Origin of the sequence: Candidatus Sulfurimonas baltica, from assembly GCF_015265455.1 — a bacterium.
In the GTDB taxonomy this organism is placed as follows: domain Bacteria; phylum Campylobacterota; class Campylobacteria; order Campylobacterales; family Sulfurimonadaceae; genus Sulfurimonas; species Sulfurimonas baltica.
In genome coordinates this window covers 984064-1010508 of record NZ_CP054492.1, presented here as the reverse complement: position 1 = coordinate 1010508, position 26445 = coordinate 984064, and the positions used below count along the sequence as shown (strand labels likewise).

The window sequence follows — 26445 nt, the reverse complement described above, 5'->3', positions numbered from 1 at the left end:
GGATGATGTATGACAGATTATAGACCAATTGGAATGATTTTAGAAGAGCTTGGTTTTGTAACAAAAGACCAAATTGCTATTGCCCTTGACGTTCAAAAAGCAAATCCAAGTTTTTTGGGAGAAATTCTTCAAGATTTAGACATAGTAACATCTAGTGAAATTTCCGAGGCTATTGCCTTTCAAAATAAGTTAGAATATTTAAACCTTGATGACATAATACCATCACCGGATGTTTTAAAAATTATATCGCAAGACATAGCCGTAGCACGAAATATATTACCAATAAGTATTGATGAAAAGCATATAGTTGTAGCAACTCAAGATGTTAATGACCTTGTAACACAAGATTATATTAAAAAAATTTCAAATAGAGAGGTTAAGTTTGTAGTTGGAGATAAAAAAGCAATAGCTAGACATGTACAAATACACTACAATGAATTGATTAATCCAATTAGAGCTGAGATACGAAGTGCTGTTAAGCAAACAGTAGATGGTGTTGAGATAAACTTACCTAATTTAGTAAATCTTTTAATTAATAATGCGATTAAAGATAATGTTACTGATATTCATATAACACCTGAACACTCAGTTACTAATGTTTTTTTTCGTATTGATGGAGTGCTTAGCCATTACTATTCATTGCCATTCAAGCTACATGCTCAAATTTGTGCAAGATTAAAAATTCTCAGTGATTTAAATATATCAGAACAAAGAGTACCTCAAGATGGAGCATTTAGCTATAATTTTTTAAATGAAGGTTTTGATATTCGTATCTCTACTCTTCCAACAAACCATGGCGAGAACATTGTAATGAGAGTATTGGGGAAGAACTCCTCACTTTTTAGTTTAACATCTCTTGGTCTTTCAGAACAAAACAGTAAAAAAGTTGAAAAAATTGTCAACAAACCATATGGAATTATACTTGTTGTAGGACCAACTGGTAGTGGTAAAACTACTACGCTATATTCCGCACTTCGTAAAGTTGACTCACTCAAAAAAAATATTATGACAATAGAAGATCCTATTGAATATAAATTTTCATTTATCAAGCAAACGCAATTAAACGAAAAAGCTGGATACACCTTTAATGCTGCAATTCGTGCTTTTATGCGTCAAGATCCAGATGTAATGCTCGTAGGTGAAATAAGAGACTCTCAAACAGCAGAGCTAGCCATACGTGCCTCAATTACGGGTCACTTAGTATTGTCGACATTACATACAAATGATGCAATAGGTACAATACCTAGATTAGAAGATTTGGGCGTTCCGCCATATCTTATAGGTTCTGGTTTATTAGCTGTTCTTGCTCAACGCCTTGTCCGTAAACTATGTAAAACATGTAAGGAACCTTTTGATGTTACCGACGAAGAGCTTAAAGAACTTGGAGTGTCAGAACGTATTTTAGATTTACACAAAGAAAGAGAATTATATAAAGCTGTTGGATGCCCTGTTTGCAAAAACTCCGGCTATATTGGAAGACAGGCAATTATAGAGATACTAGAGATTGATGAAGAGATAGAGTCAATGATTGCTGCTAAAGCAACATCACTAGAAATTTTAAAATTAGCTCACAAAAAAGGGATGCTTTCCATGAAAGAAGATGGGTACATTAAAGTTCTCACTGGAATTACAACTTTTAGTGAGATAGATAGAGTTATTAACTAATGTATTATTTCATACAAGGTTTAAATACTAAAGGGCAAAGAAGTATTAATTTTGCTGAAGCAAAGGACTATAAACAACTTGTTTCAAGATTAGAAAAACAAGGTGTTTTGCCATTAAATATTATAGAATTACCAAGTTTTTTATCTTTTATTGTTCCATCTAGCGGGAAAAAAATACTTCAAGAAGAGGTGATAGAACTTATTGATAACATGTATTTAGTTATAAAATCAGGATTACCACTGCACCAAGGAATAGTAGACTTAGCGGAAGATAGTGAGAATGCTCGATTTAAAAACATGTTGCTACAAATTGCAGATGAGATTAATGCAGGTAAATCATTATCAGAAGCATTTAAATCATATGAAAAAGTTATAGGTAAAATGTTACTAAATCTAATTAGGATTGGTGAAGAGACAGGACAATTGGAGACAACTCTTAAAAGAGGAGCAGCTTTTTTAAAAAAAACAATGGCCCTAAAAAAGAAAGCTAAATCTGCTTTAATTTACCCCTCATTTGCTTTTTTTGCAGTATTTGGAGCAATGCTTGTATGGATGATATATGTTGTGCCGCAAATGACAGAACTTTTTACAGAGATGGGTATTAAATTACCTCCATTAACTTTATTAATTATGGCTACCTCAGATTTTTTCACAGATTATATTAGTTATATGGTAATAAGCTTAGTTGTTTTTATAATTTTATTTAAAATATTACACGCTAAATATAAAATAATACGCTGGCATACAGATAAATTATTGTTAAAAGTACCTGTAATAAAACATATTATTTCAGGCTTCAATATTGCTTTTATAGCAGAGTATCTTCGTTTAGCTATTGTTTCTGGAGTACCAATGTATACTGCGCTTGAAATATTAAAAGAGACTACAAATAATGAGCTTTACAAGAAAGCGCTTATCGATGCTACTGCTGATGTAGCAGGTGGAAATCAACTCTCAGAAGCTTTAAAAAAAACGAAACTATTTACACCATTTATGCTTAGAATGATAAGCGTTGGTGAAAGTTCTGGGTCTCTGGACACTCAACTAGAACTTATTTCTGAATTTTATTATTCAAAAGTAGATTATTATGCTGAAAATATTGGAAAGGTTATCGAACCTGTAGTTTTGATATTTGTTGGTAGTTTCATGGCTTTAATTATGGTTGGTCTTATGGGGCCTATGTATGACCTTATTGGGCAAATAGACCAGTAAACAAGTGTGTTTTACACAAAAAAATATTAATAACTAAAGCTAATGTTAGTTTCTTGCATTTATTTATATATTTAAGGTATACTCCTGAAAATACATTTTAAGGTTATACATCATGAAAAGACACGGTTTCACTCTAATAGAGCTATCTATTGTACTAATTATTATTGGTTTAATTATCGGAGGTGTTATGAAAGGTAAAGATTTAATTTCAAATGCCAAACAAAAAAACATCTACAGCACTTGGATTCAGGCATGGGTAGTAGCGGTCAATGCTTATGAGGATCGAACTGGCGGAACACTTGGAGACGGAGTAGTAAATGGTGGTACTCAGGCAAATGAAGATGGCAGATTTGACACTATAAACCTTTCTTCAACAACAGGAGTTCAAAATATTTTAAAATCTGTTGGACTAGATGCACCGGCTGTTGGTTTAAATAATGGTGGTAGCTATGGAATAAGTGGTAAATATTCTACTTCAAATTCTATTGCTATACTACAATACTTACAAAGCCACACGGATGGTGGAAGTAAAAATAAACTATATATTACAGGAGTACCTACTGATGTTGCTATGGCATTTGATAGACTATCAGATGGTAAATTAGACCCTGTGTCTGGGTTTTTTAGAAGGTACCCTGACAATTCAGCTGCAAAATGGCCTGATCCAGCTGTAACATTAACGGTGGATGTAACACTTAATCTATAATAGTTAACAACGCACTGTCTCTCACCATAAAATATGGTGAGAATATTTACTTTTAACTATATAAAAAAACTTCTAAAACTCTAAGACTTCTTAGCAACTAAAGAAGCAACTTTAACTCTTTCACCCCTTAGGTTTGTGTCAATTCTCTCTTCATAGTAGATTATATCCATCCCGATAAAAGAGTGTAAGAGTTCATTTTTTCTCAAAAGATAGTCTAGGTTTGTAGTTGGTAAATTAAAGTCACCGTGAGCAACTATAAATGTCTCAAACACAACTACTCCTCCAATCTTTAATGCATCTTTCATTTGCGAGACCAAGCGACGATTTAAGTAGTTTATATTGACAATTAAATCATACTTGTTTGGTGTGATGTTATACTTGTCTAAATCAGTCTCAATCTTGTTTATTGTAGAGCTTTTCTTTACACGTGCTAGTGCATAGTCTGATATATCTATTGCATCAATATAAAAGCCCAAATCAGCTAAATAGTGAGTATTTCTACCTGTGCCACATGCAACATCAAGAGCTTCTCCAATCTTTACATGTTCTATGTACTTTTCAAGTAAAGGAGAAACTGTTTGAGGCATAGGATTTTCTAGATATCTTTCATTCCATCTTTTTTTATCTTCCAACATATGAAACCTTTTATTTGTTATGTTTTAAATATTGTAGCAGATTATCGTATGAAAGTGGTTTCGAATAGTAGTAACCTTGAAAGATATCACACTTATAGTTTTTCAACACATCTACCTGTTCTTGTGTTTCAACTCCTTCTGCAAGAGTTTTCATATTGAAATTTTTTCCTATGTTGATAATGCTTTGAACCAAGGCTCTTTCACTTTTATCATATAATATTTTATCGATAAAACTTTTATCTATTTTAAGTTCATTTATTGGTAGTTTTTTTAAAATACTAAGTGATGAATAACCTGTACCAAAATCATCCAAAGACATCTCTATGCCATGCTCTTTTATTGCATTTAAAATTGGTAAAACTTCATCTAAATCCTCTATAGATAGACTCTCTGTAATCTCCAAAGTCAACATAGATTTATTAAATGCTTCATTATCTATCAACCTTAAAATATATTCTAAAAAATCGGCTTCCATAAGTTGAACAACAGAGATATTTATTGATAGATTAAAGTGTAGATTTAGCTCAGATTGAATTTTTTTAATCTCTCTTAGTGAAGTAGTTATAATAAACTCTCCAAGCTCTCTCATAAGTCCTGTCTCTTCAGCAACCCCTATAAACTTATCAGGTCCTACAAAACCAAGCTTTTCATTCTCCCATCTTGCCAATGCTTCTACGCCATGAAGAGAGCCATCTGCATTTATTTGTGGTTGATATGCCATCCAAAGTTCTTTTTTCTCTATGGCAGAGCGAAGCTCTTGCTCAATATCAGCTTTTAAAATATTGTTGTGGCGCATTTTTTCCGAGAAAAAACAATATGAATTTTTTCTTTTTTTAGCCTCATACATAGCAGTATCTGCCAGGCTTAACAACTCCTCAATGGTTTGAGCGTCTTTAGGATATACTGAAATTCCAATGCTCAGACCTACTCTAAACTCTTTATTATCAATATGATATGTTTTAGATATTTCATTTATTAATTCTAAAAACTTTTTATTAAGAACTTTTTCATCTTGACACTTTTTTAAAATAATAAACTCATCTCCGCCCTGTCGCACAATCATCTCGTTATCGGTGAAAAAAGATCTTAGTCGATTTGCAACTTCTACTAAAACATTATCTCCAACGATATGACCGAATTTATCATTTATGTTTTTAAAATTATCCAAGTCAATAAACATTACATAATATCCATTTGTATTGTTTAGACTCCATCTATCTATATTCTTGTACATGTAAGTTCTATTTGGCAGCAGAGTCAGGGTATCATGCAAGGTCTGAAAAACCAGTGCATCATTCTTGCGTTTTTCTGAAGTAGAGATATACTTAAAAAGCAAATAAAATAGAATAAAACTTAAGATAAAGATTAACGAATATACTGCTAAAACAGATATGAATTCATTATAAATTTCATCAGAGCTATTTTTTATTAAATACCACAGTCTAAATTTTTTATTGTAGGTCAAGCCGACAATAGCTTCTTTATCCAACATATCTTTTATTTCAAAAACAATTATTGAATTTGTATCTCTTAAACCATTTATTGAAAGATTATGCTTCTGTCTTATATTTTGAAACGATGAATTAATAATCATTTCAGAAATAGGCTTATTATATAAGAATTCATAGTCTAAATTGTTTTTATTGTTGTCATACAGCCTATAAAATTCGTTTATATTAATAGAATCCTTTATAATAATCACAGACTTATTTTTGGATAATGTTAAGTTGGTTAAAAAACTATTTTCTCCGTTCAAGTTTAACGCTGCGTTTAAAACACCGATAACATTTCCCTCAACGTCTCTAATTGCCTTTCTCAGCGGTACAACCCACGCATCAATGGATTTCATAAACATAGCTCTGCCAACAACCATATTGCTACTCTTAAGAGCTTCTTTAAAAGATTCCTTAGTAATTTCATTTTTTAGAAGATTTGATTTTTTTGGCAACTTAATATTTGAACTTGTTAAAATAATATTACCGTCAATATCTGCCAATCCGAACCCAAGCAATAGTGAGTCTTTATCTAGCGCCCCATCTAATATTTTTTTGCTCTCTTGTATGTTTTTATAGACACTGTTTCCAAGAAGTTGATTTCCCAAAATAGTTAATAGCATATCTTCTTGAGTGAATATTGAGTTAGCAGCTTGAGCTATAATCTCTGTATAGTATTTATACGATAGTAAATGTCTGTCTTTGATTTCATGATATCTTATATACAACAGCGCTGAGTATAGGAACAAGACTACAATAAATATAAAGTAAAATATGCTCCACACATTTTTTTTAAAAATCATAGTTTTATTATAGCAGAATTATTTAGCGACATTGTTCAATTATGACAATCTACTTTTATACTCTTCATACCCAAACTCTTTTACTACATGCAGAGTATTATCTTCTTTTAGTATTGCCAAAGAGGGGAGTTTAATACCATTAAAAGTTGTATTTTTAACAAAAGTATAGTGAATCTGGTCTTCAAAGATTATCCTGTCTCCAAGTTTCAACGGCTCATCAAAAGAGTAATCGCCCATTATATCACCGGCCAAGCATGTATTGCCGCCTAGTCTGTAATTATATTTTTTTTCACCTGCTTCACCGCTTCCTCTTACATCCGCACGATAAGGCATAGCTAACGTATCAGGCATATGTGCCTCTGCCGAAGTATCAAGTATCGCTATATCTATACCATTGTGAACGATATCTAAAACAGTACTAACCAATACTCCTGTTTCCCAGCCAATAGCCTCTCCAGGCTCTAAATATACCTCTACATCATACCTGGCTTTAAACTCTTTTATAATACAAATCAACTTCTCAACATCATAACCTTTTTTGGTTATATGATGTCCACCGCCAAAATTTATGTATTTTAAACCCTTAAAATATTTTGAAAACTTATCTTCAAAAGAGACCAAAACCTCTTCAAGGGCATCAACATTCTGCTCACACAGTGCATGAAAATTCAATCCATCAATATGCTCTAAGACGCCTTCATCAAAGTTTGCCAGAGTTGTCCCTAAACGGCTATAAATTCCGCATGGGTTGTAAATATCTTTTGGAGAGGATGATACTTCCGGGTTTATTCGAAGAGATAAACTTATATCTGGATTTATGCTCTTAACTCTGTTGCAATATTTAAAGAGTTGACTTGGTGAGTTAAAGACAATATGGTCTGAAACTCTTGCAATTTCATCTATGTCTTCATCTTTAAAAGCCGGAGAGTATGTATGAACTTCTTTGGTTTTATCATCTTTGGCAAACTCTTCTCTGGCTAGAAGTGCTTCATGAAGTCCGCTTGCTGTGCACCCTTTAAGGTATTGTTTTACCAAAGGGAATGTACTCCACATTGCAAAACCCTTAAGTGCTAAAATGATTTTAGCACCACTTTGTTTTTGTACATAATCAAGTAATTCAAGATTGTTTTTTAAAAGTTTTTCTTCACATATATAGCATGGTGTTTTTAGAGTTGTATCATTAAATATCATATCTATCTCATTTATGGTTTTAGTGGATATATTTCATCATTTTTTTCAGTCTCATATATACAGTATAACTCTAGTTCTTTATGAAGTTTTACCGCTGTCTGAATACCTCTACTTTTGCAATGGTCTCTAACTAAAAGTAACTCTTGATTGTCATGAAATGTTAATTTTAATATATCAGCACCGGCATAACCTTTATAAGTATGTATATTTTTAACTGCGTAGTCCATTGATTTTTCAATAACACAACGCATGTTATCGTTATACATATTTGCCCTTTTTGTTCATAAAATCACTTTTTAACTAAATTTCTAGCTCTTTAACTTCCCAAGGAAGACCTTGAGTATTCATCTCAACCATAAATGGATCTGGGTCTAGTTGTTCCATATTAAATACTCCCTGCCCACTCCAAATACCTTTTAGCATTAACTTTGCACCAATCATAGCAGGAACACCTGTTGTATAAGACACACCTTGAGAATTTGTCTCTTTAAAACACTCTTCATGGTCTTTTACTTGATAGATATAGATTTTTCTTTTAACTCCATCTTTTATACCTTCAGCGACAATACCTATATTTGTTTTGCCTTTAGTTCTTGGCCCCAAAGATGCAGGGTCTGGTAAAAGAGTCTTTAAAAACTCCATTGGAACTATCTTTTGCCCCTTATGCTCAACCTCTTTAATTCCCAACATACCAACATTTTCTAAACACTTCATATGTGTTAAATAACTTTGACCAAAAGTCATAAAAAATCGTATTCTCTTAAGACCTTTAATATGTTTAACAAGTGATTCTAACTCTTCATGGTAAAGCAGGTATGAATCTTTAGGTCCAACTTCCGGGTAGTCCCAAACCATTTTTATCTCCATTGGCTCAGTATCTATCCATTCTCCATTTTCCCAGTAACGACCTTTTGAGCTAACTTCTCTAAGATTTATCTCTGGATTAAAGTTTGTAGCAAATGCATAACCATGGTCACCGGCGTTACAGTCTAAAATATCTATAGTATGAATCTCATCGAAATAGTGTTTTTGAGCATAAGCACAAAACATATTTGTAGCACCTGGGTCAAATCCACTTCCAAGTAAGCCCATAATACCGGCCTCTTTAAATTTTTCGTCTCTTTGCCACTGAAGTTTATATTCAAATTTTGCCTCATCAGGGTGTTCGTAATTTGCTGTGTCTAAATAAGGTGTTTTAGTAGCAACACATGCGTCCATAATAGTTAAATCTTGGTATGGTAGAGCTACATTTATAACAATATCAGCTTTACATGTAGAGATAAGTTTTACTAATTCTTCAACACTATCTGCATCAACTTGAGCAACTTCAATATTTGCATTTGGTAGTTCTTTTTTTATATCTTCACATTTAGAGAGAGTTCTGCTCGCAAGTACAATTTTGCCAAACACATCACTGTTTTGCACACATTTATATACAACTACACGGCTAACTCCGCCTGCTCCAATAATAAGTGTTGTTTTCATTTATTTATATCCCTTTTAATTTAATAATTTTATTTCTAAGCTCATCCGCTTTAATTTCATCTGAGATAGGCTTTCCAAAGTAAACAGTTATTTCTCTTTTTTTGAAAAAACTTTTTTTCGTTTTGCCATTGTGTCTTGAAAATATACTTCCAAATACACCATCTATATAAAAAGGTACTATATCCACACCATTTCTATCAATAAACTCGTAACCTCTGTAAAATTTTGCAACATCAGAATTTCTAGATATTTGACCTTCTGGAAATATTGCTATAATTCTACCATTTTTTAGTCTATTTGAAGCCTCAAAAAAAGAATTTTTAGATGCTTTTGATGAAAGTGGTATTAAGTCAGCTTTTTTAAATATAGCGTTACAATACTTCCAGTTATAAATGTCTTTATCTATCATATAGTTAATCCTTCTCTCTATTGGAAGTTGAACAATCAGCCAATCTACCCAGCTTACATGGTTACCCATAAGAAGCGCACCTTTATCTTTTGGAATATTTTCTAATCCTACATATTTATAACTGTGACGACTCTTTAACATTAACTCAAAAATTACCCAAAATAGCATTACAAAGTAGCGTCTAAAAAGCATTACACTAAGATAAAGCCCTACAATAGCCATAATATAAAAGAGTATCTTTGCGTTAGCACCGAAATATGCGAATAGTGTTGTTATCATTAAAAATACAAACATAAAAATAGTTTGTATAAAATTATTTCCGGCGAGTATAGTGCCCAGATGAACATTTGGTGATAAATACTGAATTTTTGCATTGAGAGGAACCATCAAGAGACCTGAAAAGATACCAAAGAGTATAAACTCAATCGCTAAAAATATAACCGAAGTTGTAAATGGAATTGATAGTACTACAAGGGTAATTCCTATTGCACTAAGAGCTGATAGCCCTGTATTTATATAATATTTTGAAAAGTTTGCGGCCAGTATTGAACCAAACACTATGCCAAACACTGCCAATGACATAATGCCTTGAACAACTAACGCATTAGTAATACCAAGCTCACTCTTTGCATACTCACCGAAAATTGCTAAAATAACTTGAGAGATAGACCAAAAGAGACCAAGAGCTATAATGTTATCAAATATCTCTTTTTTTCTTTTTATCATAATCATGTTTTTCTTTAAATATGCACCAAATACGTACCTCTTAAATCTAAATTTTCTGGCACTTTTTTCAATCATTTTATTTGGAAGTTTAGAAGCCAAATACCATTCAATAACTGAACCTAAGACTAAAAGCCACCCAAGAGGTGCTATTACTTTTAAAATCTCCTCTTTTGTGTAAATAACATCACCGATCATACCTTCAAAGAGTGCAGTGTAAAAAATAATGCCTATCAGTATTGCTGATGTAGTTATGGCTTGAACCGCCCCATTTCCAGCACTTATAAACTTTAGGCCGACCAGCTCTTTTATATATCCATACTTAGCAGGTCCATATATTGCACTTTGAAGAGCCAATAGAAAAGTTAAAGCAAATGCGACTAAAAACCACCCTTGGTAGTATGAGTAGGTAATCAAAAGTGTTATAAAGACAGCAGATATTGAAGCGTATTTCATAATTAAATTTTTAGGAAACTTATCTGCTAAAAAACCTGCTGGAGAGAACATTAAGATAAACGGAAGGAGCATAAGTGAATTTACTATTGCTGTTAAGACTATCTGAGTGCTTCCGTCATAAACTTTAAAGACAGTATTTTGAACTATTATTTTATGTCCTAAATCTGTAAAAGCATTTAAAAATATAACTAAAAGATAGTTTACAACACCGGCAACTCTAAACATATCTCTCATTCTATCTAGCTTTGAGTCTCAACTAATATTGTACTCCAAAGTTCGTACTCGCCATGTTCTTCTTTTATAGACTCCAATAATGGAGCTATCACCTCTCTTAGTTCATCTTCGTTTAGACTATGCTCTTTTGTTAATGCCACTCCATACTCAAGCTCTTCACTGCTAATATCATCTTTAAAAGTAAATCCGCATGTTAAAGCTTTTTTAATAAATCTCTCTTTTTGCGTAAAAGTATCAAATGAAGCATAGTGCTCTACTTCTCTAGAGATAGATTTATCATCACCCTCTTCTTTCATAAGAGAGATAATATGCTCACTCTGCATTAAACAGAGTTCTAAGTCGGTTGGAAAAATATTGAAATCAAAGAACTGCCAATCTTTATCTCTTGCAGCATTGCTCTCATATATGTAGCCTGTCGGTTTTAATATTTCTGTCACTATAGAGTCTAACTTTTTTGTATCGGATGCATAAAAGTAGACTTCACTCCACTCGCCAACTATTCTATTTCCAACATAATATGCTCTGTTTTCAAGCTCTAATGCAATAATAAGAGACTCTTTAGTCTCAAAAAATGAATCAAGTTCATCATTAATTGCGTCAAACTTTATAAAAACACTAAATATCCAAGGACAATCCTCTTTATGCTCTTTGGCATCCAAATATACTTCTATATTAACAACTTCGTTATCTTCTAATCTACTAAATGTTTCTCTCATATTTCACTTCATTTATTTTTTATTTATTATAACAAACTTAGCCATAAAATAGAGTGCAAAAGCTTTTTAATAATAATTATCATTTTAATATTCATTTAAGAAAATTTAATATATAATTTCCATACAACAAAAGATTAAGACAACATTTGTTTTAATCATTAAAAAGGAAAATTATGAAATTATTAAATAACAAATTAGGATTAAGTGTAGCAACAGCACTTTTACTTTCAACTTCTGCATTTGCAGATACAGCTTCAGACATAGCAGAGTTAAAAAAAGAGATAGCAGATCTTAAAGAGCTTTCAAGAACTTTGGTTGATGAGACAAGTGATCTTAAAACTGGTTTTAACTATACTAAAGTAGATTCTACTAAATCATACAGCGGTATGGGTGCAGCAGCTTCTAAAGTATACTACTCTAAATCTCCACTAAGTATCGGTGGTTATGGAAAGATGGATTACTACCACAAGTCAAAAGAAGGCTCAAAAAATGCTGATAATATTGATGTTTACAGATTTATCCCTTATATAGGTTATAAGTTTACAGATAACATCATTATGAATGCTGAAATAGAGTTTGAGCATGGTGGTGCCGAAGATGGTGCTACTGGTGATGGTTATGTAATCATTGAGTTTATGTACCTTGACTTTCTTTTCAATGAAAACATAAACCTAAGAGTTGGTAATATGCTAGTGCCAATGGGGCTAGTAAATGAGAGACATGAACCAACACTTTTTACTACTGTTCAAAGACCAAATACATCTAAAAAACTAATTCCTTCTACTTGGCATGAAAACGGTCTAATGGCATATGGTAATATCACAGATGATTTATCATATAAAGTTGGTGGTTTTTCTGCTCTACAATTAGAAAGAGGATCTAAAGAAGGTAATAATTGGTTAAGAGAAAGTCGTCTTGGTTCATTTAGAGCAGATGAAAAAACTGAAAGATTAGGACTAGCTGTTGTTACAAGAGTTGACTATACTGGAATCAATGGTTTGCTTGTTGGTGCTTCTGCTTATTTAGATTCAGATGTAACTATGGCTGATGTTCATTTTGATTATAGCATAGACGCTTTTAGAGCTTATGGTGTTTATACACAAACTAATCGCTCAGGTGCTAGAACTTATGGTTGGGATCATGATGATGATCTTTTAACACCAAATAAAATTGTGAATGAAGCAAAAAAAGCAAAAGGTGGTTTTATAAATCTTGGTTATGATGTACTATCATTAACACAGTCTAAAAATAAAATGCCTGTTTTTGTTCAGTACGAAACGGTATCTGCGCAAGACGAATTACACGGTGGAGATTCAGTTGATTCTACAGATACAATCACTGTAGGTATCAACTACTTCCCACATGAACAAGTTGTACTTAAAGCTGATTATGCAATGGAAAAAGATAATGGTAACCCTCTTAATAATGAAGATGAGACAAATATCTTTAGTCTTTCTATGGGTTTCATTTTCTAAAAAGTTTTATTCTCCTTTTTGGCGCTCCTTTTCTCTCCTGTTGTGGAGCGCCATATAAATCTTTACCTAATTTATTGACAAAATGATGATTATTATATACAATCAACAAAAAATTAAAGAGCACACAATTATGAAACAAATTTTTATACTTTTACTTATACTTTTAACAACTAACTTAAGCGCTAAAATGCTTATTTCGCCTTATGATGCAATGATAGCTGCTTATGGTGAGACAAGCGAAATAAGTAAAAAAAACATTGTATTAAAAAACACTCAAGCTAAAAAAATCTCTCAAGATGCAAAAGTTAAACTTTATAGTAAAATCATTAGAGTTTTTACAGCTAAAAAAGACAATGAGCTACTAGGACATGGCATCTTAATAAGCAGAACTATGAGAACAAAAACCGTAGTAGTTTTATATATAATCACTAAAGATTCTGTTTTAAAGAGTAGTGAAATAATCGCTTTTAATGAGCCAATGGAGTACCTTCCTTCAAAAACTTGGCTTAAACAGTTTGAAAATCTATCTACTGACAAAAGACTTAGAGTCTCTAAAGATATCCCTACTATTACCGGTGCTACACTTACTGCTAGAGGATTAGTGGATGGTTCAAGAGTTGCCTTCGCTTTTTATGAAGAGATGCTAAAAGGTAAATAATGAAATTTACACTAGTCAAAAACATACAAAAAGACAGTGCTATGAGTCTTATATTAAAGGGCTTTTTGATTTTTATATTTTTATATTTAATAGCAGATGTTTTAGTAATGAAGTCAAGTTTTGGTATATCTATTGAAACAATTAATACAACACTTTTTGGTAACGAAGAGACATATGCGGATCCCTTAACAGAGTCTGCTTTTTTAGAGTTTTGGCATACACAGATATTTTTTATAATGATGATTCTGCTTACTCTAAACGCTATTTTTATTAGAGTGGCAAAAAGAAGCAGAGTTATAATAACAAATATGCTTATGATTAGTGCTATCGCTTCTCTTATATCTCTTCCGCTAGCTTTTTACGCCTCTACTATATTTGTAAATATATATTTAGTCACTTTTTTTACTTGGCATCTTGTAGCTGCTTATATGGTCTCTTACTCATTTTGGAAGCTACATGCAAGAAGCGTATAAACTCTCAATACTTTACTATCTTATATTCTCGCTGCTACTTATTGCTAGTGCTGTAATGCTTTTTGAGCATAAAATAGGTTTTAGTTTAAACAATATTTTAGAGTATTATATTGGCAATGAGGAGAAATTTATACCTGCTAAAAACAGTAGTGGAATTTTAAAAACAATACTGCCGCATATCTTTGTATTTGGACTAATAACTATGGTTCTTACACACTTTTTAGTTTTTACAAAACTTCGCTATAAAAAAAGCACATTAACTCTAATATATCTAACTTTCATAACTGCATTTTTAGAGATTGCTGCACCATTTTTAATAGTTAATGGGTTTGAGTTTTTTGCTTATGTAAAACTGCTATCTTTTTTTCTTTTCCTAACGCTTATACTATATATATCTTGGCTAATCTTTTACAGCATTATTTATGAGTAGATTTTTTGTAAACTTAGATATATTTTTACTTATTATAATCTTCTTATCGCTCTGCATCACAATATAACCTACACCAAGAGAGTCTAAAAACTTATACGCCTTATTGGTCGGCATTACACTTGCAGCTGTCGCATAAGCATCTAAATCAGCGCTAGGCATACTTCCAATCAATGTTATAGATATAAACTTAGTCTGTGGTGCTTTTAGCTTTGGATTTATTAAGTGATTATTCTTAGTAGTTTTTACATACCTGTTATAATTTCCGCTTGTTGTTATACCTAAATCTTTTTTGCTTGTCTCAAATGATAAAAGATGAGTCTCACTAAAAGGGTCTTGTACATGTATGCTACATGTAGATAAACATCTTATATCTCCGCTAGCACGAATAGTTGCATTTTCAATATCTTTGTTTCTAAAATATTCTGCCACTTTGTCAACGGCGAAACCTTTGCCCATTCCACCCAAATCAACCTGCATACCGTACTCAATACAAGCTTTTTCTTTTTCTACATGTAGCCCTTGTATTTTAACTATTGCGCCACTCAACTCTTTTCTTGTAGCCACTCTTTGCTCTTCTCCAAATCTATATAGAGATTTTGTAATAGAACCGATTGTTATATCAAAGTAACCATCTGTCCGTTTATAGTATCTTTGACTCAGTTTCAGCGCTTCGTAGCTATACTCGTCTAAACCTATTTTAAATAAATTTTTATTTAGTTCATAAATTATAGAATTTGGATTGTATGAAGATATAGAGTTGTCTACATCTTTTATAATATTAAAACCATTTTCAATGTAGTTTTTATTTTTTTCTTCTACTGATATTGTTATAAATGTTGACATGATTATTTGAGTGCGAGAGATTGTTTCAGCCTCTAAAAAGAGTACTAAAACAAAGAAAAGTAAAACTATTTTAGACATAAGTTATATATCAATTACCTCATTAACTTCTAATCCAAATCCGCCCAAACCTACAAACTCAGTCTGTTTTAAAGATGTTAGTAAATTCATCTTTGAGATTCCAAGACTTTTTAGTATTTGAGCACCGGTACCTATCTCTTTCATGGCAGCGTTGTCTTGATGATTTGTTTTATTTATAAAGACTAAAACTCCGCTGTTTAGTTTTAAGTACTCTATAGAAGATACAAGATTATTGTATTTTTTTTGATTTAAAAGAAGTTCTATATCTGGTATAACATTGTGAACCCTAACATTTGCAACAGCTCCTGCATTGTGAAATACAATAGCAGTATGCTCTACTCTGTCATGATCTGTGAAAGTGTGTTGCTTGACTTTAGTGCCAAAGAACTCTATCTCCTGAACGTCTGTCTCATTTACAAGCCTCTCGTTTGCTAAACGGTACTCAACAATATCAGATATGAAAACTGTTTTAAGATTATGCTTCTCACCAAAAATATCCAAATCATCACGTCTAGCCATTGTTCCATCTTCTTTAATGATTTCACATATAACAGAAGACTCACTAAGTCCAGCTAAACGACATAAATCTACAGAACCTTCTGTGTGACCAGTTCTTACAAGAGTACCGCCATCTTTAGCAATAAGGGGGAAAATATGACCCGGTTTAACCAAATCGTCCGCATGACTAATCGGATTTGCTAAAATCTTAATAGTATCATCTCTCTCAGAAGCCGATATACCGGTTAAAGCATTTTTTGCATCAACTGACACAGTAAAAGCTGTCTCATATGAGGATGTATTTGAACTTATCATTGGGTTAAGTTCAAGTCTAGTAGCTATGGCCTTACTAAGAGCAACGCAGATAAGTCCTCTCGCATGTGTAGCCATAAAGTTTACATGCGCAGGAGTTGAAAAAGCAGAGGCATAAACTAAATCACCCTCATTTTCTCTATCTTCATCATCACACATGATGACCATTTTACCCTTTTTAATTTCATCAATTGCTTCTAATACTCTTTGTATAGGTGTCATATTTTCTCTTTGTATAAATTATTCATTTATTATATATAAAACTTATTTAAAAAGAGTTCAACTGCTACTATAAAACTTATTTTATTGTGAATATTAAAATTTAAGCCTATAACACTTGACAAATAGAAGTAATAAACCTATAATTCCGCTCCATTAAACGCACTACTTGCTTTTAATACGTGTCGCGGAATAGAGCAGTTCGGTAGCTCGTCGGGCTCATAACCCGAAGGTCACAGGTTCAAATCCTGTTTCCGCAACCAATTTTTACTATACAAATGATGGGGATTCGCCAAGTGGTAAGGCACTAGCTTTTGGTGCTAGCATTCACAGGTTCGAATCCTGTATCCCCATCCACCTTTTAAATATCGCGGAATAGAGCAGTTCGGTAGCTCGTCGGGCTCATAACCCGAAGGTCACAGGTTCAAATCCTGTTTCCGCAACCAAATATCCCCTAAAATACGCATTTCAATCACTTTTATCAAAACATAAATCCTCTAGAAAAACCTATGAAAATCACTATCATTTATTTAAAACACAATTTTACATTTTTAAAATATTAAAAGTACCTTGCTCTTATTGAATACAAATATTTTCCCTAACTACACTATATTGAGCAATTTAAAAATGGCTCAAAAAGTAACCTTTCAACTTTTTGATAAATGTGTAAAAAATGTTTTTCTAGGCTATTTCCTATGTAACCTAAATTTTTCATTATTGAACTGTCTTCTTACCCTTATTGTCTTCTCGAATCAACTTTCTCTATTTAGTCTACATATTACGCATTAGCATATGAGATATATCCTGATATTATTTTCTAAGAAAAAGCATTTAATACTACTCTTCTCACAAAACCTTTGTTACAAATTTAGTATATTTAGCACTTTTATTAATTTCGTGATTTTCTCTTTTAAAGCTGTAGCGAAATACATCATTCCTATTTCAGTATATATTTCACGATAAAATTAATAAGATTTTCGTGATTATTCTAATAATTTACAGTCAATAATTTCAACTCTTTTTTTTGTCTTATATTTACACGACAAAGGCTGTTGTATTCCCAGTACACAGGCATTTAAAACACTTTACATTCAAAATTTATTACATTACAATACGTCAATTCAATACGCCAATTCAAAACGAAAAGGAGAAGAAATTTTGGAGAATTTTGCACAAGATCGATACAAGTTATTAACGCAACACTTTAAGAAGTACACGATTACAAAATCTGAACTGGCTAAAGAAGTACTTGGTGTATCTCTCTCAACAGTCAATCGATATATGGCAATGGGTACGGGTGTACCTCAATGGAAGAAACTGGGATCAGAAGAACACAGCAGAGTTGTATTTGACTTATTGGATGTGGCTTTGTTTCTAGACACTGATAAAGTAAAGGTTGCATAATGATTCAGTTCATCGTCACTGCAATCTTTATATTATTATATAAACACAGAAGGGGTACTATGATTACATCAAAACGTTTTACAGGGGTACAATTAAACCACCTTAAAAACGGCACAGACATCACATACTATATTAATTATTTTGATACAGATCTGAAAAAAAATGTACAATTAAAAGTGGGAAAACGCTCAGAAGGTATCAATGAGGTATTTTGTAAAAATATGAGAAGTGATATTTTAAATAAAATAAGACTAGGAGATAAATCTGTAAGTCAGTTTAGAAAGACTAACCCCATAACGTTAGATACACACGCAAGTACATACTTTCAGCACCTTAGAGATAAAGAAGCTTCAGAGAAATCGACTAAGAATGAAGAAAATAGATATAAAAACCATCTTAACAAGCCATTGGGTTCTAAGTCTTTAGCAAAAATAACCACAGATGATGTTAATGCTCTAACTAAAAACAAAAGGAGTGCTGGTCTTAGCAATGCAACAATTAAACATATTCATGCCTTATTATCTGTAATTATTTCATACAGCATTAAATCTGGCGGCTATACAGGTTATAATATTATGCAGTCTATCAATATAAACAAAGTGAAAATCGACAATGCTAGGGAGCGATTTTTAAGTGCACCAGAAGTCAAAACCCTACTTTCAGATAAAGAGATAGTAGGAAATCCGCTACTAAGCACCTTTTGTAAATTTGCACTAAGCAGTGGATCAAGATTAAGCACACTTCTTTCTATAAGACGCAAAGATATAAACTCAGATACAGGTATTTTAACTCTTAAAGATGAAAAGAATGGCTCTACTTATTCTGGCTTTATTGCAAAAAATTTATTTAATAATGACATTACATTTTTAGACAAACTAAAACCTAACGATTTTGTAATTAGTACCAACGGATTAAAAACAGGACAAACAGTAATCCAAAAACCATTACGCTCTATTTTAAACCGTCTTTTTAATGAAAACCTAGATAGTAACGATAGGAAGAACAGAGTTGTTATCCATAGTTTAAGACATACTTTTGCTTCTCTTTTAGCTATTAATGGGACGCCAATTTATACGATTCAAATTCTGTTAAATCATGCCCAAGTCACAACTTCACAGCGTTATGCAAAGCTAGCACCCGATAGTGGATCAAATTTCGTGCAAGCGCTTTACATATGAAACAGTTACGCCCATTAGCGTCTCTTAAGAGACTTACCCCAACAGCACTTGAATCTCAAGTCGCTGCACTTATATCAGGAATTAAAAAAAATGAAAAATTCATTAACAACAAACTATACAAAAGTTAGCTCAGCAACGGGCTCAAAAATAGCAACAGGTACAGCAACCGCTATTAGCGGCATACTAAAAGATGCTAAAAAGCATAATATTTATGTGATAGCGGAACAATGGACTGATGATAGGTTAGCATTAGCTGGTCTGTTCTTAGGTGATGATGCTACAAAAGCAACGCATAGTGTTATGGACAACGTAAACGACCGTACAATCGACTATGACTTAGTAAAAGCTAGTAGTAAAAAAGAGGTTAAGAATTTTATAAACTACCATACGAAGCTAATGGCAGATACTACTATTTACATCGTTAAATCCACCAGAGATGTTCAACCTAGCTACGAATTTATTGCTCTTGGCTCTACACTTAATGTGAGTACAATCAAAGAAGTTCCTTACGATGGTATGGATAACTTGTACTATCTCGGTACGGATAGAGCTTGCTTTGATTTTGTATCAGCAAGTGCAGCAGAAATCGCGATGGCTTCGTAGGTCTTACTATGATTACTGATAACAATAGAGTAACAGAGACTTGGGAAACCAAGTCGCTGCATATGGAGATTATATGAAAATATCACACTTATCATACACAGTACATGCAGATGAATCTTTTCTATGTAAGTTAAAAGACTTTTTGACTACACTGAAACTATTTGTTTTTGACTTCAATATTTTAACTAACACTTACAGTTATAAAATCAACCTTAATAGCTATATGGAGTCTGATTATGTAGGTTCTGATCTACTGCTGCACCTTGGTGGTGAAATGAAAGCTATAGGAAAAGTTCTACTAACAATACAACTGATTGATAGTCAGCAGTTCAAAATTAGCTATTTAGACATAGGGAAAGAAGTAACATTGGAAGAGTCCAATAAAATAGATAAGGTAGGCGGCTATTCTGACTGCATGATATTTTATCGTAAAATATTAAGTAATAATGATCTTCTTCAACATGAGTATAAAATTTTTAAAAAAATCTCTGCGTTTGTACTAGCTCAACCACTAACTGTTGAAACTTCACTTAACAGTATAGAATTTAACTCTAAATTTTTTGATTACAAAGAATATGGCACTTCAACAAAAAAAGCAAGAGAAGTGTTTAAAGACAGTACCTTATCACAGCTGGTAGAAACAGATGCTAGTCACCTCACATACAAAATGCAAAGAGCTAATGTTGATGAAACTGTTTACACAAATCCAGTTTACAAGTATAAGGCTAGCATAACTGACCCTCAGAAGATTGTTGATTTATATCACACAAAGAAGAATCTACCTGTACAAAAATTATCTGATATGACGGAAACAAGGGTACTACAAGCTTTATCTTCCATAATAATATCAAAACTAAAAGGCAACAAAAAACTAGTTACAGTTCAAAAAGATGCGACAAATGGCTACCATGTGATTACAGATGCAGCACTGAGTAAGAGTTGGGTAGCACCAATCAATACTAAAGACGGTGTTGTATTAACATTTGATTCATTATTTGAACCAAATACAAATTATGCCAGTCTATCCACTGTGAAAGAAAAATATAATTTAAAGTTTTATAACTGTGTTGGCAATATAACGGCAACTGAATATAAAAAGATAGACGACAAATCAGAAGTAACTATTACCCCTGAAGATTATATATACGATGGCAAGGATAAAGTGATAAAAACATTCCCAACTACATACGCCAAAGACTATGACCTCGACACTCTAAATACCAAAACTGAATATGTAGCAACACTACAAGTAAATGATTTTGTTAAAAGTGATGATACTAGTTACACTCTATCTGAATTGGAAGGTGTAGCTTCTTATCTATCTAAAGTTGCTGCTAACTATATTGTTGGAAACTATAAAAACACTTATCATGAAATACATGAACCACTTTTGGTGATACCTCTAGTAATCCATGATGAGTTGCAAAAAAACATAAAGGGCTGTTCAAAAGTGGAGGACTTGGGTGCTGGCGGTTATAGCTTCATGAATGATTTTTATACAACACATGATAATCTATTATGGAACTTAAGACAGGTCATATAGTGAGATTAAGGAAGGAGATAGCTCGCAAGAGCCTTCTTCTTGTTCTTCAAGTTATCATATAAAAAAAGTTTTGACTCAATTATACGAAGCTCTTTCAACACAATTTTAGCACTTAAGTTAACACCATAGAGTACTAAAAAGTAATCTTTAAGCCTGTTTTTTAAGATTTCCCCTTTCATGAATGCTTCTCTTAGTTCTTGAAATACCCCTTTATTTGTCTCTTCTAGATGTTCTATAGTAGTAATATTTCTAGCTTTTATTAAAACTACAAATGTTTTCAGTTTGGACACTACACCTGATGTTACATCATCAAATTGTGTAGGAGTTACAGTTTTAAATTTTAATGTTTCTAAGTGTGCTGCAAATATCTCAAGTTCTTCTGAGTTGAGAGATTTACATACATTTTCTCCAATAGAGCAAGCTCGCTCTGAATCTTTAAGTAACTGAGTAAAATATTTGACTAAACGCTGGTCTATGTTTGAAGTGATATCTTCATTATTTAGTTTATGAATATGTCTTATATCTATAGGTGACTGACTTAAAGGTCTTGTAGAAAGGTTGAATGGTTGAAGCTGCTGCTTCATCTTACTATCAAGAGGTTCACACTGTTTAGTTTCTTTATTATACTTTTCCACTACAACCCCTTATATAAATAAGTATAGTCAATATTTTCGATATTGTCAAATAAGCCCCAAATAAGGCGATTTAGTAAATTATAAGCCGATAAATAAGCCCCATATTCATTTTCATTGATTTTAACAGCAGTTGAAAAGTTCTTGTAACAAATAAATGTCCAGAATATATAAATATACTTTTATATATCTAAATTACGACAATAAAGCGATTCCAATGGATAACGAAAATAAAATTATAGAGATGCTAGAAAAAGAATATAAAGCTTTTTTATTATCAAAAAAGCAAGTTGCAAAAATAATGGGTATCAGTTTGAGCTCAGTAGATAATTTATTGTCATCTGATTCAAATAAATTACCAGAATATATAAAAATGGGGGATGGTTTAAAAAGTTCTATTCGCTTCAGTGTTGTTTGTGTTGCGAAATTTTTAAGTAGAAGCAATGAAGCATAAAATGTGGAATGGGTGTGGTGGGTGTCTTAGGAGTAAACTATGAAAATCCTATTTACTCAATTTACTTCTCTATCTAGACCAGTAGTGAAAACCTATAAAAAAGATTTTACTAAAAGTATTGGTGCTGCAATGTTTCATTCAAAATATCAAGTTTTACAAGTACAAAGTTTACAAGATTTTGATATTTATCTCAATCAAATGAGTGTTTTTGAAACTATTACATTAGGTTTACCAAAAAGTATGTCTGGTGTATCTAAAACAGCTAAGGAGTATAACAAGGTTAAGAATCCTGACTTTATCTATAGAGGCAAAACCCAGGTTAAATATCTTAATGATATATATGATTATATTGATGACATATACTCCCTTTATTTTATAGATATTGATTATGATAAGTCTCAACCTAAATTCTTTAAAATGAGTACACCGCAAGATGTAGAAGAGTCTCTTTACAAGCTCATTCCTGAGTTACAAGGAGTGCAACTACTAATTAGACCAAGTTCTTCAGCTGGTATCTTTAACAGTGTAACAGGTGAAAGAAGAAGTGATAAGCCATCGTGGCATATTTACTTTGTCGTATCTCATACTACCGTTATTAATATTGACAATCTGACTGAGTACATCAAACGAAGGTCTCATAGAGAAGATGTTAATCTTGCTTATATCAAACAGAGTAAGTCTAATGCAAACCTTGAACGATTCTACTGTGACTTAGCAGTTGCTGATGCATCTAGAATTATTGTGGAAGCTACACCAATACTAGAAGCTCCTCTTCAAAAAGAGTTTACACCATCCGTTATAACTGATGGTGGGGTGTTAAACTTATCTAAAATAGATTTCACAAGTGAGCCTTTATATAAAACAGTTCATACCAAAATAAATTCAAATAAAAATAATCACTCCACCTTAAACACACACCCCACCCACTACACAAACAATAAAAGTTTACAAAGTAGAGTACTTGTGTGTACGGATGAAGATAAAGAAAGAATTCTAAGTATCTATAAATATCTAAAGCAAACTGATAAACCCATTGCTAAAGAGTTCATCCAAAAGCTTAACGATGGAGTAGTCTCTTTATTACTGCAACACTTAGGATATGAAGTTGACGCTAACTATAAGTTTAAAATGAGAGAGGAAAAGACCCATTCTGCCAGTATCCGATACGATGGGTATTTACGAGATTTTGGATCAAACTTTTCAGGAACAATCATTAATTTTATGATGGAAGTGTACTCGCTCAAATTTATTGAAGTATGGAATTATTTACAAAACTGTTTTGGAAAGAATAAAAAACTTTCAATCAAAACACAGGTCGCTTTACCAGATGCAAAAGCATTTGAAAAAAGCTTACAAACTCAAGACAAATATAAGGATTCATAAAATGAACTTTCAAGAAGAAACAGCGAATGAAATCGCTACAAATAATACAACAGAGAGTACTTTAACTAGTACAACAAATATAGCAACTGCACCAAGCATTACAGCAGAATACTTAGTTCAACAAATCGTTGATTTTACGCAGTATCAGTTACTGAATAATATACATACTGGTCCAAGACTTAGCTCAAAAGGTATCTTTCAACTTTTTTCTAACATGATGTTACCTAAGACTATTAGTTCACAACTTCGCAAAGAATTAGAAGCTCAAGGACTCATCAGTGCTGCTAATGGGAACATACCATTTTTTAAAATTTCAGAAGAAGATATAGCCTTAGTCTATTTTGGAAAATTTGATGGTGACTCATATGTCGTTCCAAACCTACATATTGACACTATAGAACCTGAGCATCATAATATGTATCAAACTCTCTATAATAAAAATAACGAAGAAAAAAAATCTTCCATATGGAAAGATAAAATGATTGAGCTTGGACTTAATGAAGTCGAAATTAGTAATGATGGCAGCAATATCTGTATAGTTGGTCAACCTATAGAAGGTTTAGATGAAGTTATGTTTGATTTTCCACCTATAACAGATTCACTACCTAATGGTGCATACCTTATAAACTATAAGGGCTCTCCTCGTTTTTATGTTGAAAATAGATATGCCCTTCTACATACTCTTCATAATCTTTCATTCATGTCTGTGGATATTGGACCATTTTTTTATCAAACATTTGAAGGTGGTATCCCTGTTCAAGAAGAGTTAGATAATAATAAAAAAAATATACCGGAGGATCCTGAATGGGAGAACATCCAGAAAGGGAGTTTCTTTACAGGAGATAGTGAAGACAGATGGTTTGAGATTAGTACTGTTGTTGCATATATACATTCCCTTAAAACAGGTGTTTATCAAAAGTATTCGAACCTTACAGAGTTAAATGGTAAAGACTTTTTTATTATGCGTCAATATCTTCACGAAGGTCCAGAACAAACAGAAGAGGACATTAAAAATGCTCTTACAAATATTTTTACTTATCTTCATACAGTAAATGATAAAGATATACTAGAATTTATGCGTGATGATTTAAAAATGTATACTCCTGTATTCTTTGAAAAATATATTGATGAGAATATAGATACAGCTCTCACCACATTATAATCAGCCAGGTTTAAAAGGTCTATCTTAGCACCTATAACACCCACCCCACCAACATCACAATTAAAGAAGAGTCGTAATAACTCTTCTTTAACTCTCCTTAATCGCTTTTACTAACGAAGGCATAACTTCAAATATCTCAGCTAATTTGACGTAACTTCCACTTTTTGAAGCATATATATTTTTATAGAGTGTCTTCGGACTCAACCCATACGGGTCAAGTTCACAAATCTCTTCTATCTTTGCTTTTAACTCTCTTGGTAAATCTTCATAATTTTTCATTACTTCCCCTTACTGTTATCTGTACTTATATTATAGTTGCAAACGCAACCACCTTGCGAACCACTATCTTTGTGATTATCTCTTTTTGAATCACCACTTTTTTGGGTTTTATTTCTTCGGCTATAATAAGCCTCTTTTGGATTATTTTTATTCATCTTTCATTCCTTGTTATTTTTAATAAATCTTCTATCTTTGGCAAAGTTACCTTTGCAGCTAAAACTTCGTTTATTTTTTGTTCTAAATGAAGCATATTTTTATACTCTTCATATACTAATTCTTCATCTGCATCATGGTTAAAAATCCATAAATGTACACTGTTTTCGTTATAATAAGCCCTGATATTTATTTCATTATACTAAAGGCATAGTCATCCTGACTATCCCACACGGAAGTAATAGTTGTCATTTCTTCATCCTCTATCTTCTTTTTGAAGTACTGCTCTAGCACCTCCATAAACTCATCACATATTTCGTAATAAGCATTATCTAATTTACTTAGATATTCACTATTAACTACAGCACCATAATTTTCATTATCAACTATGTCAATGTAATACTCTTCATTTTCATCATATCCGTCCTCTTCTACCGTTTCATCGGTATCAATATCAATATGAAACTCTTGAAGTATCTTAAATACTTCCAGTGATGCTTCATCGCTCAGTTCACTTTGACTAAACAACATCACTAATTCTTGATGTAATGGTAAATCTATATCGTGCTCATTTGCATAACCACTTTTTCCATCACAATATCCATTGTGGTAATATTGTATAAAACCACCGTTTGTTACTTGTTGATTCATCTTTCCAATCAACACTGCGAATTTAGCTATATTGCCAAACTCTTGCTTGTACCATTCAAGTATCTCTTTATATGACGTAGCTTCTCTTTGTTGCCACTCCTCATACATAATATTTAATATCGCTTGATGGTATCCATCTTCTTTTATCTCTGAAGCTCTTTTTATAACTTCATCTTTTAACTTTTGACTTGCTTTCATAGCAACTCCTATTTTTCACACAATACTCTGTGTCTAATAGATTTATTTCTATCCTAACTAATTGTAATTATTATAATTAATATAGAAATGAC

General features: G+C 32.3%; 27 protein-coding genes and 3 tRNA genes. 17 read left to right on the top strand and 13 right to left on the bottom strand.

Going from position 1 to position 26445, the window contains the following annotated elements; all coding sequences use genetic code 11:
- Positions 1-9 precede the first annotated feature (9 nt).
- From HUE88_RS05095 to HUE88_RS05085, 3 genes are all read left to right on the top strand, one after another.
- Positions 10-1665: a GspE/PulE family protein gene (locus tag HUE88_RS05095; protein WP_194371749.1), complete on the top strand. Its 1656-nt coding sequence runs from the start codon at positions 10-12 to the stop codon at positions 1663-1665.
- Positions 1665-2876 carry a type II secretion system F family protein gene (locus HUE88_RS05090; RefSeq protein ID WP_194371740.1) on the top strand — a complete coding sequence of 404 codons (1212 nt, stop codon included), beginning with the start codon at positions 1665-1667 and terminating at the stop codon, positions 2874-2876. Before HUE88_RS05095 ends, HUE88_RS05090 begins: the two co-directional genes overlap by 1 nt.
- 112 nt (positions 2877-2988) lie before the next feature.
- Positions 2989-3582 (top strand): prepilin-type N-terminal cleavage/methylation domain-containing protein, encoded by a 594-nt coding sequence (locus tag HUE88_RS05085; protein WP_194371738.1) that lies wholly within the window; start codon positions 2989-2991, stop codon positions 3580-3582.
- Between the two features lie 80 nt (positions 3583-3662).
- Here HUE88_RS05085 and HUE88_RS05080 read toward each other — a convergent pair whose 3' ends face one another.
- The 7 genes from HUE88_RS05080 to HUE88_RS05050 all read right to left on the bottom strand — a co-directional run bounded on the left by HUE88_RS05080 (position 3663) and on the right by HUE88_RS05050 (position 11727).
- Positions 3663-4217 (bottom strand): class I SAM-dependent methyltransferase, encoded by a 555-nt coding sequence (locus tag HUE88_RS05080; RefSeq protein WP_194371736.1) that lies wholly within the window; start codon positions 4215-4217, stop codon positions 3663-3665.
- A gap of 10 nt (positions 4218-4227) precedes the next feature.
- Positions 4228-6438 (bottom strand): bifunctional diguanylate cyclase/phosphodiesterase, encoded by a 2211-nt coding sequence (locus HUE88_RS05075; RefSeq protein ID WP_229860162.1) that lies wholly within the window; start codon positions 6436-6438, stop codon positions 4228-4230.
- Between the two features lie 114 nt (positions 6439-6552).
- On the bottom strand, positions 6553-7704 hold the full coding sequence (nspC, locus tag HUE88_RS05070) for a carboxynorspermidine decarboxylase (protein ID WP_194371732.1): 1152 nt from the start codon (positions 7702-7704) through the stop codon (positions 6553-6555).
- Positions 7705-7715: 11 nt separating this feature from the next.
- The gene (locus HUE88_RS05065; RefSeq protein WP_194371730.1) at positions 7716-7970 is read right to left on the bottom strand and encodes a hypothetical protein; all 255 of its coding nucleotides are present in this window, start codon (positions 7968-7970) and stop codon (positions 7716-7718) included.
- Positions 7971-8004: 34 nt separating this feature from the next.
- Positions 8005-9189 carry a saccharopine dehydrogenase family protein gene (locus HUE88_RS05060; protein ID WP_194371728.1) on the bottom strand — a complete coding sequence of 395 codons (1185 nt, stop codon included), beginning with the start codon at positions 9187-9189 and terminating at the stop codon, positions 8005-8007.
- Between the two features lie 4 nt (positions 9190-9193).
- Positions 9194-11011 carry an MFS transporter gene (locus HUE88_RS05055; RefSeq protein ID WP_229860161.1) on the bottom strand — a complete coding sequence of 606 codons (1818 nt, stop codon included), beginning with the start codon at positions 11009-11011 and terminating at the stop codon, positions 9194-9196.
- Between the two features lie 5 nt (positions 11012-11016).
- On the bottom strand, positions 11017-11727 hold the full coding sequence (locus HUE88_RS05050) for a DUF695 domain-containing protein (RefSeq protein ID WP_194371726.1): 711 nt from the start codon (positions 11725-11727) through the stop codon (positions 11017-11019).
- Between the two features lie 173 nt (positions 11728-11900).
- On the opposite strand from HUE88_RS05050, the gene HUE88_RS05045 reads away from it, so the two are divergent.
- From HUE88_RS05045 to HUE88_RS05030, 4 genes are all read left to right on the top strand, one after another.
- Complete coding sequence (locus HUE88_RS05045; RefSeq protein WP_194371723.1) at positions 11901-13202, top strand: porin; 1302 nt, start codon at positions 11901-11903, stop codon at positions 13200-13202.
- A gap of 130 nt (positions 13203-13332) precedes the next feature.
- On the top strand, positions 13333-13860 hold the full coding sequence (locus HUE88_RS05040) for an FMN-binding protein (protein WP_194371721.1): 528 nt from the start codon (positions 13333-13335) through the stop codon (positions 13858-13860).
- Positions 13860-14333, top strand: a complete 474-nt coding sequence (locus HUE88_RS05035) for a hypothetical protein (RefSeq protein WP_194371719.1) — start codon at positions 13860-13862, stop codon at positions 14331-14333. Before HUE88_RS05040 ends, HUE88_RS05035 begins: the two co-directional genes overlap by 1 nt.
- A complete protein-coding gene (locus HUE88_RS05030; RefSeq protein WP_194371717.1) occupies positions 14317-14763 on the top strand; it encodes a hypothetical protein in 447 nt (148 codons plus the stop codon). The genes HUE88_RS05035 and HUE88_RS05030 overlap by 17 nt, the downstream gene beginning before the upstream one ends.
- Here the strand turns inward: HUE88_RS05030 and HUE88_RS05025 are convergent.
- Both HUE88_RS05025 and HUE88_RS05020 read right to left on the bottom strand, forming a co-directional pair.
- Positions 14734-15684: an FAD:protein FMN transferase gene (locus HUE88_RS05025; protein WP_229860160.1), complete on the bottom strand. Its 951-nt coding sequence runs from the start codon at positions 15682-15684 to the stop codon at positions 14734-14736. The two genes, HUE88_RS05030 and HUE88_RS05025, sit on opposite strands and share 30 nt — an antisense overlap.
- A gap of 3 nt (positions 15685-15687) precedes the next feature.
- Entirely contained in the window at positions 15688-16716 is a 1029-nt protein-coding gene (locus HUE88_RS05020) for a bifunctional 3,4-dihydroxy-2-butanone 4-phosphate synthase/GTP cyclohydrolase II (protein WP_194371715.1), read from the bottom strand.
- Positions 16717-16899: 183 nt separating this feature from the next.
- Here HUE88_RS05020 and HUE88_RS05015 point away from each other — a divergent pair.
- The 7 genes from HUE88_RS05015 to HUE88_RS04985 all read left to right on the top strand — a co-directional run bounded on the left by HUE88_RS05015 (position 16900) and on the right by HUE88_RS04985 (position 21441).
- Positions 16900-16976: transfer RNA gene (locus HUE88_RS05015), tRNA-Met, on the top strand.
- Positions 16977-16995: 19 nt separating this feature from the next.
- Positions 16996-17070, top strand: a tRNA-Gln gene (locus HUE88_RS05010).
- 12 nt (positions 17071-17082) lie between these two features.
- Positions 17083-17159: transfer RNA gene (locus tag HUE88_RS05005), tRNA-Met, on the top strand.
- 712 nt (positions 17160-17871) lie between these two features.
- Complete coding sequence (locus HUE88_RS05000) at positions 17872-18117, top strand: hypothetical protein (protein ID WP_194371713.1); 246 nt, start codon at positions 17872-17874, stop codon at positions 18115-18117.
- A 59-nt stretch (positions 18118-18176) separates the two neighbouring features.
- A complete protein-coding gene (locus tag HUE88_RS04995) occupies positions 18177-19295 on the top strand; it encodes a tyrosine-type recombinase/integrase (protein WP_194371712.1) in 1119 nt (372 codons plus the stop codon).
- A gap of 90 nt (positions 19296-19385) precedes the next feature.
- Complete coding sequence (locus tag HUE88_RS04990; RefSeq protein ID WP_194371710.1) at positions 19386-19898, top strand: hypothetical protein; 513 nt, start codon at positions 19386-19388, stop codon at positions 19896-19898.
- A 73-nt stretch (positions 19899-19971) separates the two neighbouring features.
- The gene (locus HUE88_RS04985; protein ID WP_194371708.1) at positions 19972-21441 is read left to right on the top strand and encodes a hypothetical protein; all 1470 of its coding nucleotides are present in this window, start codon (positions 19972-19974) and stop codon (positions 21439-21441) included.
- A gap of 5 nt (positions 21442-21446) precedes the next feature.
- On the opposite strand, the gene HUE88_RS04980 is transcribed toward HUE88_RS04985, so the two are convergent.
- On the bottom strand, positions 21447-22076 hold the full coding sequence (locus HUE88_RS04980; protein ID WP_194371706.1) for a hypothetical protein: 630 nt from the start codon (positions 22074-22076) through the stop codon (positions 21447-21449).
- Between the two features lie 214 nt (positions 22077-22290).
- Between HUE88_RS04980 and HUE88_RS04975 the strand changes: the two genes are divergently transcribed.
- From HUE88_RS04975 to HUE88_RS04965, 3 genes are read left to right on the top strand one after another with little or no spacing between them, the layout of a single operon-like run.
- Positions 22291-22527: a helix-turn-helix transcriptional regulator gene (locus HUE88_RS04975; RefSeq protein WP_194371704.1), complete on the top strand. Its 237-nt coding sequence runs from the start codon at positions 22291-22293 to the stop codon at positions 22525-22527.
- A gap of 39 nt (positions 22528-22566) precedes the next feature.
- The gene (locus HUE88_RS04970; RefSeq protein ID WP_194371702.1) at positions 22567-23910 is read left to right on the top strand and encodes a hypothetical protein; all 1344 of its coding nucleotides are present in this window, start codon (positions 22567-22569) and stop codon (positions 23908-23910) included.
- Between the two features lies 1 nt (position 23911).
- Complete coding sequence (locus HUE88_RS04965; protein ID WP_194371700.1) at positions 23912-25072, top strand: hypothetical protein; 1161 nt, start codon at positions 23912-23914, stop codon at positions 25070-25072.
- 87 nt (positions 25073-25159) lie between these two features.
- Here the strand turns inward: HUE88_RS04965 and HUE88_RS04960 are convergent, their stop codons facing one another.
- The 3 genes from HUE88_RS04960 to HUE88_RS04950 all read right to left on the bottom strand — a co-directional run bounded on the left by HUE88_RS04960 (position 25160) and on the right by HUE88_RS04950 (position 26353).
- Positions 25160-25351: a hypothetical protein gene (locus tag HUE88_RS04960; protein ID WP_194371698.1), complete on the bottom strand. Its 192-nt coding sequence runs from the start codon at positions 25349-25351 to the stop codon at positions 25160-25162.
- Positions 25351-25506, bottom strand: coding sequence for a hypothetical protein (locus tag HUE88_RS04955; protein WP_194371696.1), 156 nt, complete (start codon positions 25504-25506; stop codon positions 25351-25353). The genes HUE88_RS04960 and HUE88_RS04955 overlap by 1 nt, the downstream gene beginning before the upstream one ends.
- A 187-nt stretch (positions 25507-25693) precedes the next feature.
- A complete protein-coding gene (locus tag HUE88_RS04950) occupies positions 25694-26353 on the bottom strand; it encodes a hypothetical protein (protein WP_194371694.1) in 660 nt (219 codons plus the stop codon).
- Positions 26354-26445: the final 92 nt, after the last annotated feature.

Excerpts from the sequence above, each read along its gene's own strand:
- HUE88_RS05095 (WP_194371749.1), top strand. The coding sequence starts at position 10 with ATGACAGATTATAGACCAATTGGAATGATTTTAGAAGAGCTTGGTTTT.
- HUE88_RS05090 (WP_194371740.1), top strand. The coding sequence starts at position 1,665 with ATGTATTATTTCATACAAGGTTTAAATACTAAAGGGCAAAGAAGTATT.
- HUE88_RS05085 (WP_194371738.1), top strand. The coding sequence starts at position 2,989 with ATGAAAAGACACGGTTTCACTCTAATAGAGCTATCTATTGTACTAATT.
- HUE88_RS05080 (WP_194371736.1), bottom strand. The coding sequence starts at position 4,217 with ATGTTGGAAGATAAAAAAAGATGGAATGAAAGATATCTAGAAAATCCT.
- nspC (WP_194371732.1), bottom strand. The coding sequence starts at position 7,704 with ATGATATTTAATGATACAACTCTAAAAACACCATGCTATATATGTGAA.
- HUE88_RS05065 (WP_194371730.1), bottom strand. The coding sequence starts at position 7,970 with ATGTATAACGATAACATGCGTTGTGTTATTGAAAAATCAATGGACTAC.
- HUE88_RS05060 (WP_194371728.1), bottom strand. The coding sequence starts at position 9,189 with ATGAAAACAACACTTATTATTGGAGCAGGCGGAGTTAGCCGTGTAGTT.
- HUE88_RS05055 (WP_229860161.1), bottom strand. The coding sequence starts at position 11,011 with ATGAGAGATATGTTTAGAGTTGCCGGTGTTGTAAACTATCTTTTAGTT.
- HUE88_RS05050 (WP_194371726.1), bottom strand. The coding sequence starts at position 11,727 with ATGAGAGAAACATTTAGTAGATTAGAAGATAACGAAGTTGTTAATATA.
- HUE88_RS05045 (WP_194371723.1), top strand. The coding sequence starts at position 11,901 with ATGAAATTATTAAATAACAAATTAGGATTAAGTGTAGCAACAGCACTT.
- HUE88_RS05040 (WP_194371721.1), top strand. The coding sequence starts at position 13,333 with ATGAAACAAATTTTTATACTTTTACTTATACTTTTAACAACTAACTTA.
- HUE88_RS05035 (WP_194371719.1), top strand. The coding sequence starts at position 13,860 with ATGAAATTTACACTAGTCAAAAACATACAAAAAGACAGTGCTATGAGT.
- HUE88_RS05030 (WP_194371717.1), top strand. The coding sequence starts at position 14,317 with ATGCAAGAAGCGTATAAACTCTCAATACTTTACTATCTTATATTCTCG.
- HUE88_RS05025 (WP_229860160.1), bottom strand. The coding sequence starts at position 15,684 with ATGTCTAAAATAGTTTTACTTTTCTTTGTTTTAGTACTCTTTTTAGAG.
- HUE88_RS05020 (WP_194371715.1), bottom strand. The coding sequence starts at position 16,716 with ATGACACCTATACAAAGAGTATTAGAAGCAATTGATGAAATTAAAAAG.
- HUE88_RS04995 (WP_194371712.1), top strand. The coding sequence starts at position 18,177 with ATGATTACATCAAAACGTTTTACAGGGGTACAATTAAACCACCTTAAA.
- HUE88_RS04990 (WP_194371710.1), top strand. The coding sequence starts at position 19,386 with ATGAAAAATTCATTAACAACAAACTATACAAAAGTTAGCTCAGCAACG.
- HUE88_RS04985 (WP_194371708.1), top strand. The coding sequence starts at position 19,972 with ATGAAAATATCACACTTATCATACACAGTACATGCAGATGAATCTTTT.
- HUE88_RS04975 (WP_194371704.1), top strand. The coding sequence starts at position 22,291 with ATGGATAACGAAAATAAAATTATAGAGATGCTAGAAAAAGAATATAAA.
- HUE88_RS04970 (WP_194371702.1), top strand. The coding sequence starts at position 22,567 with ATGAAAATCCTATTTACTCAATTTACTTCTCTATCTAGACCAGTAGTG.
- HUE88_RS04965 (WP_194371700.1), top strand. The coding sequence starts at position 23,912 with ATGAACTTTCAAGAAGAAACAGCGAATGAAATCGCTACAAATAATACA.
- HUE88_RS04960 (WP_194371698.1), bottom strand. The coding sequence starts at position 25,351 with ATGAAAAATTATGAAGATTTACCAAGAGAGTTAAAAGCAAAGATAGAA.
- HUE88_RS04955 (WP_194371696.1), bottom strand. The coding sequence starts at position 25,506 with ATGAATAAAAATAATCCAAAAGAGGCTTATTATAGCCGAAGAAATAAA.
- HUE88_RS04950 (WP_194371694.1), bottom strand. The coding sequence starts at position 26,353 with ATGAAAGCAAGTCAAAAGTTAAAAGATGAAGTTATAAAAAGAGCTTCA.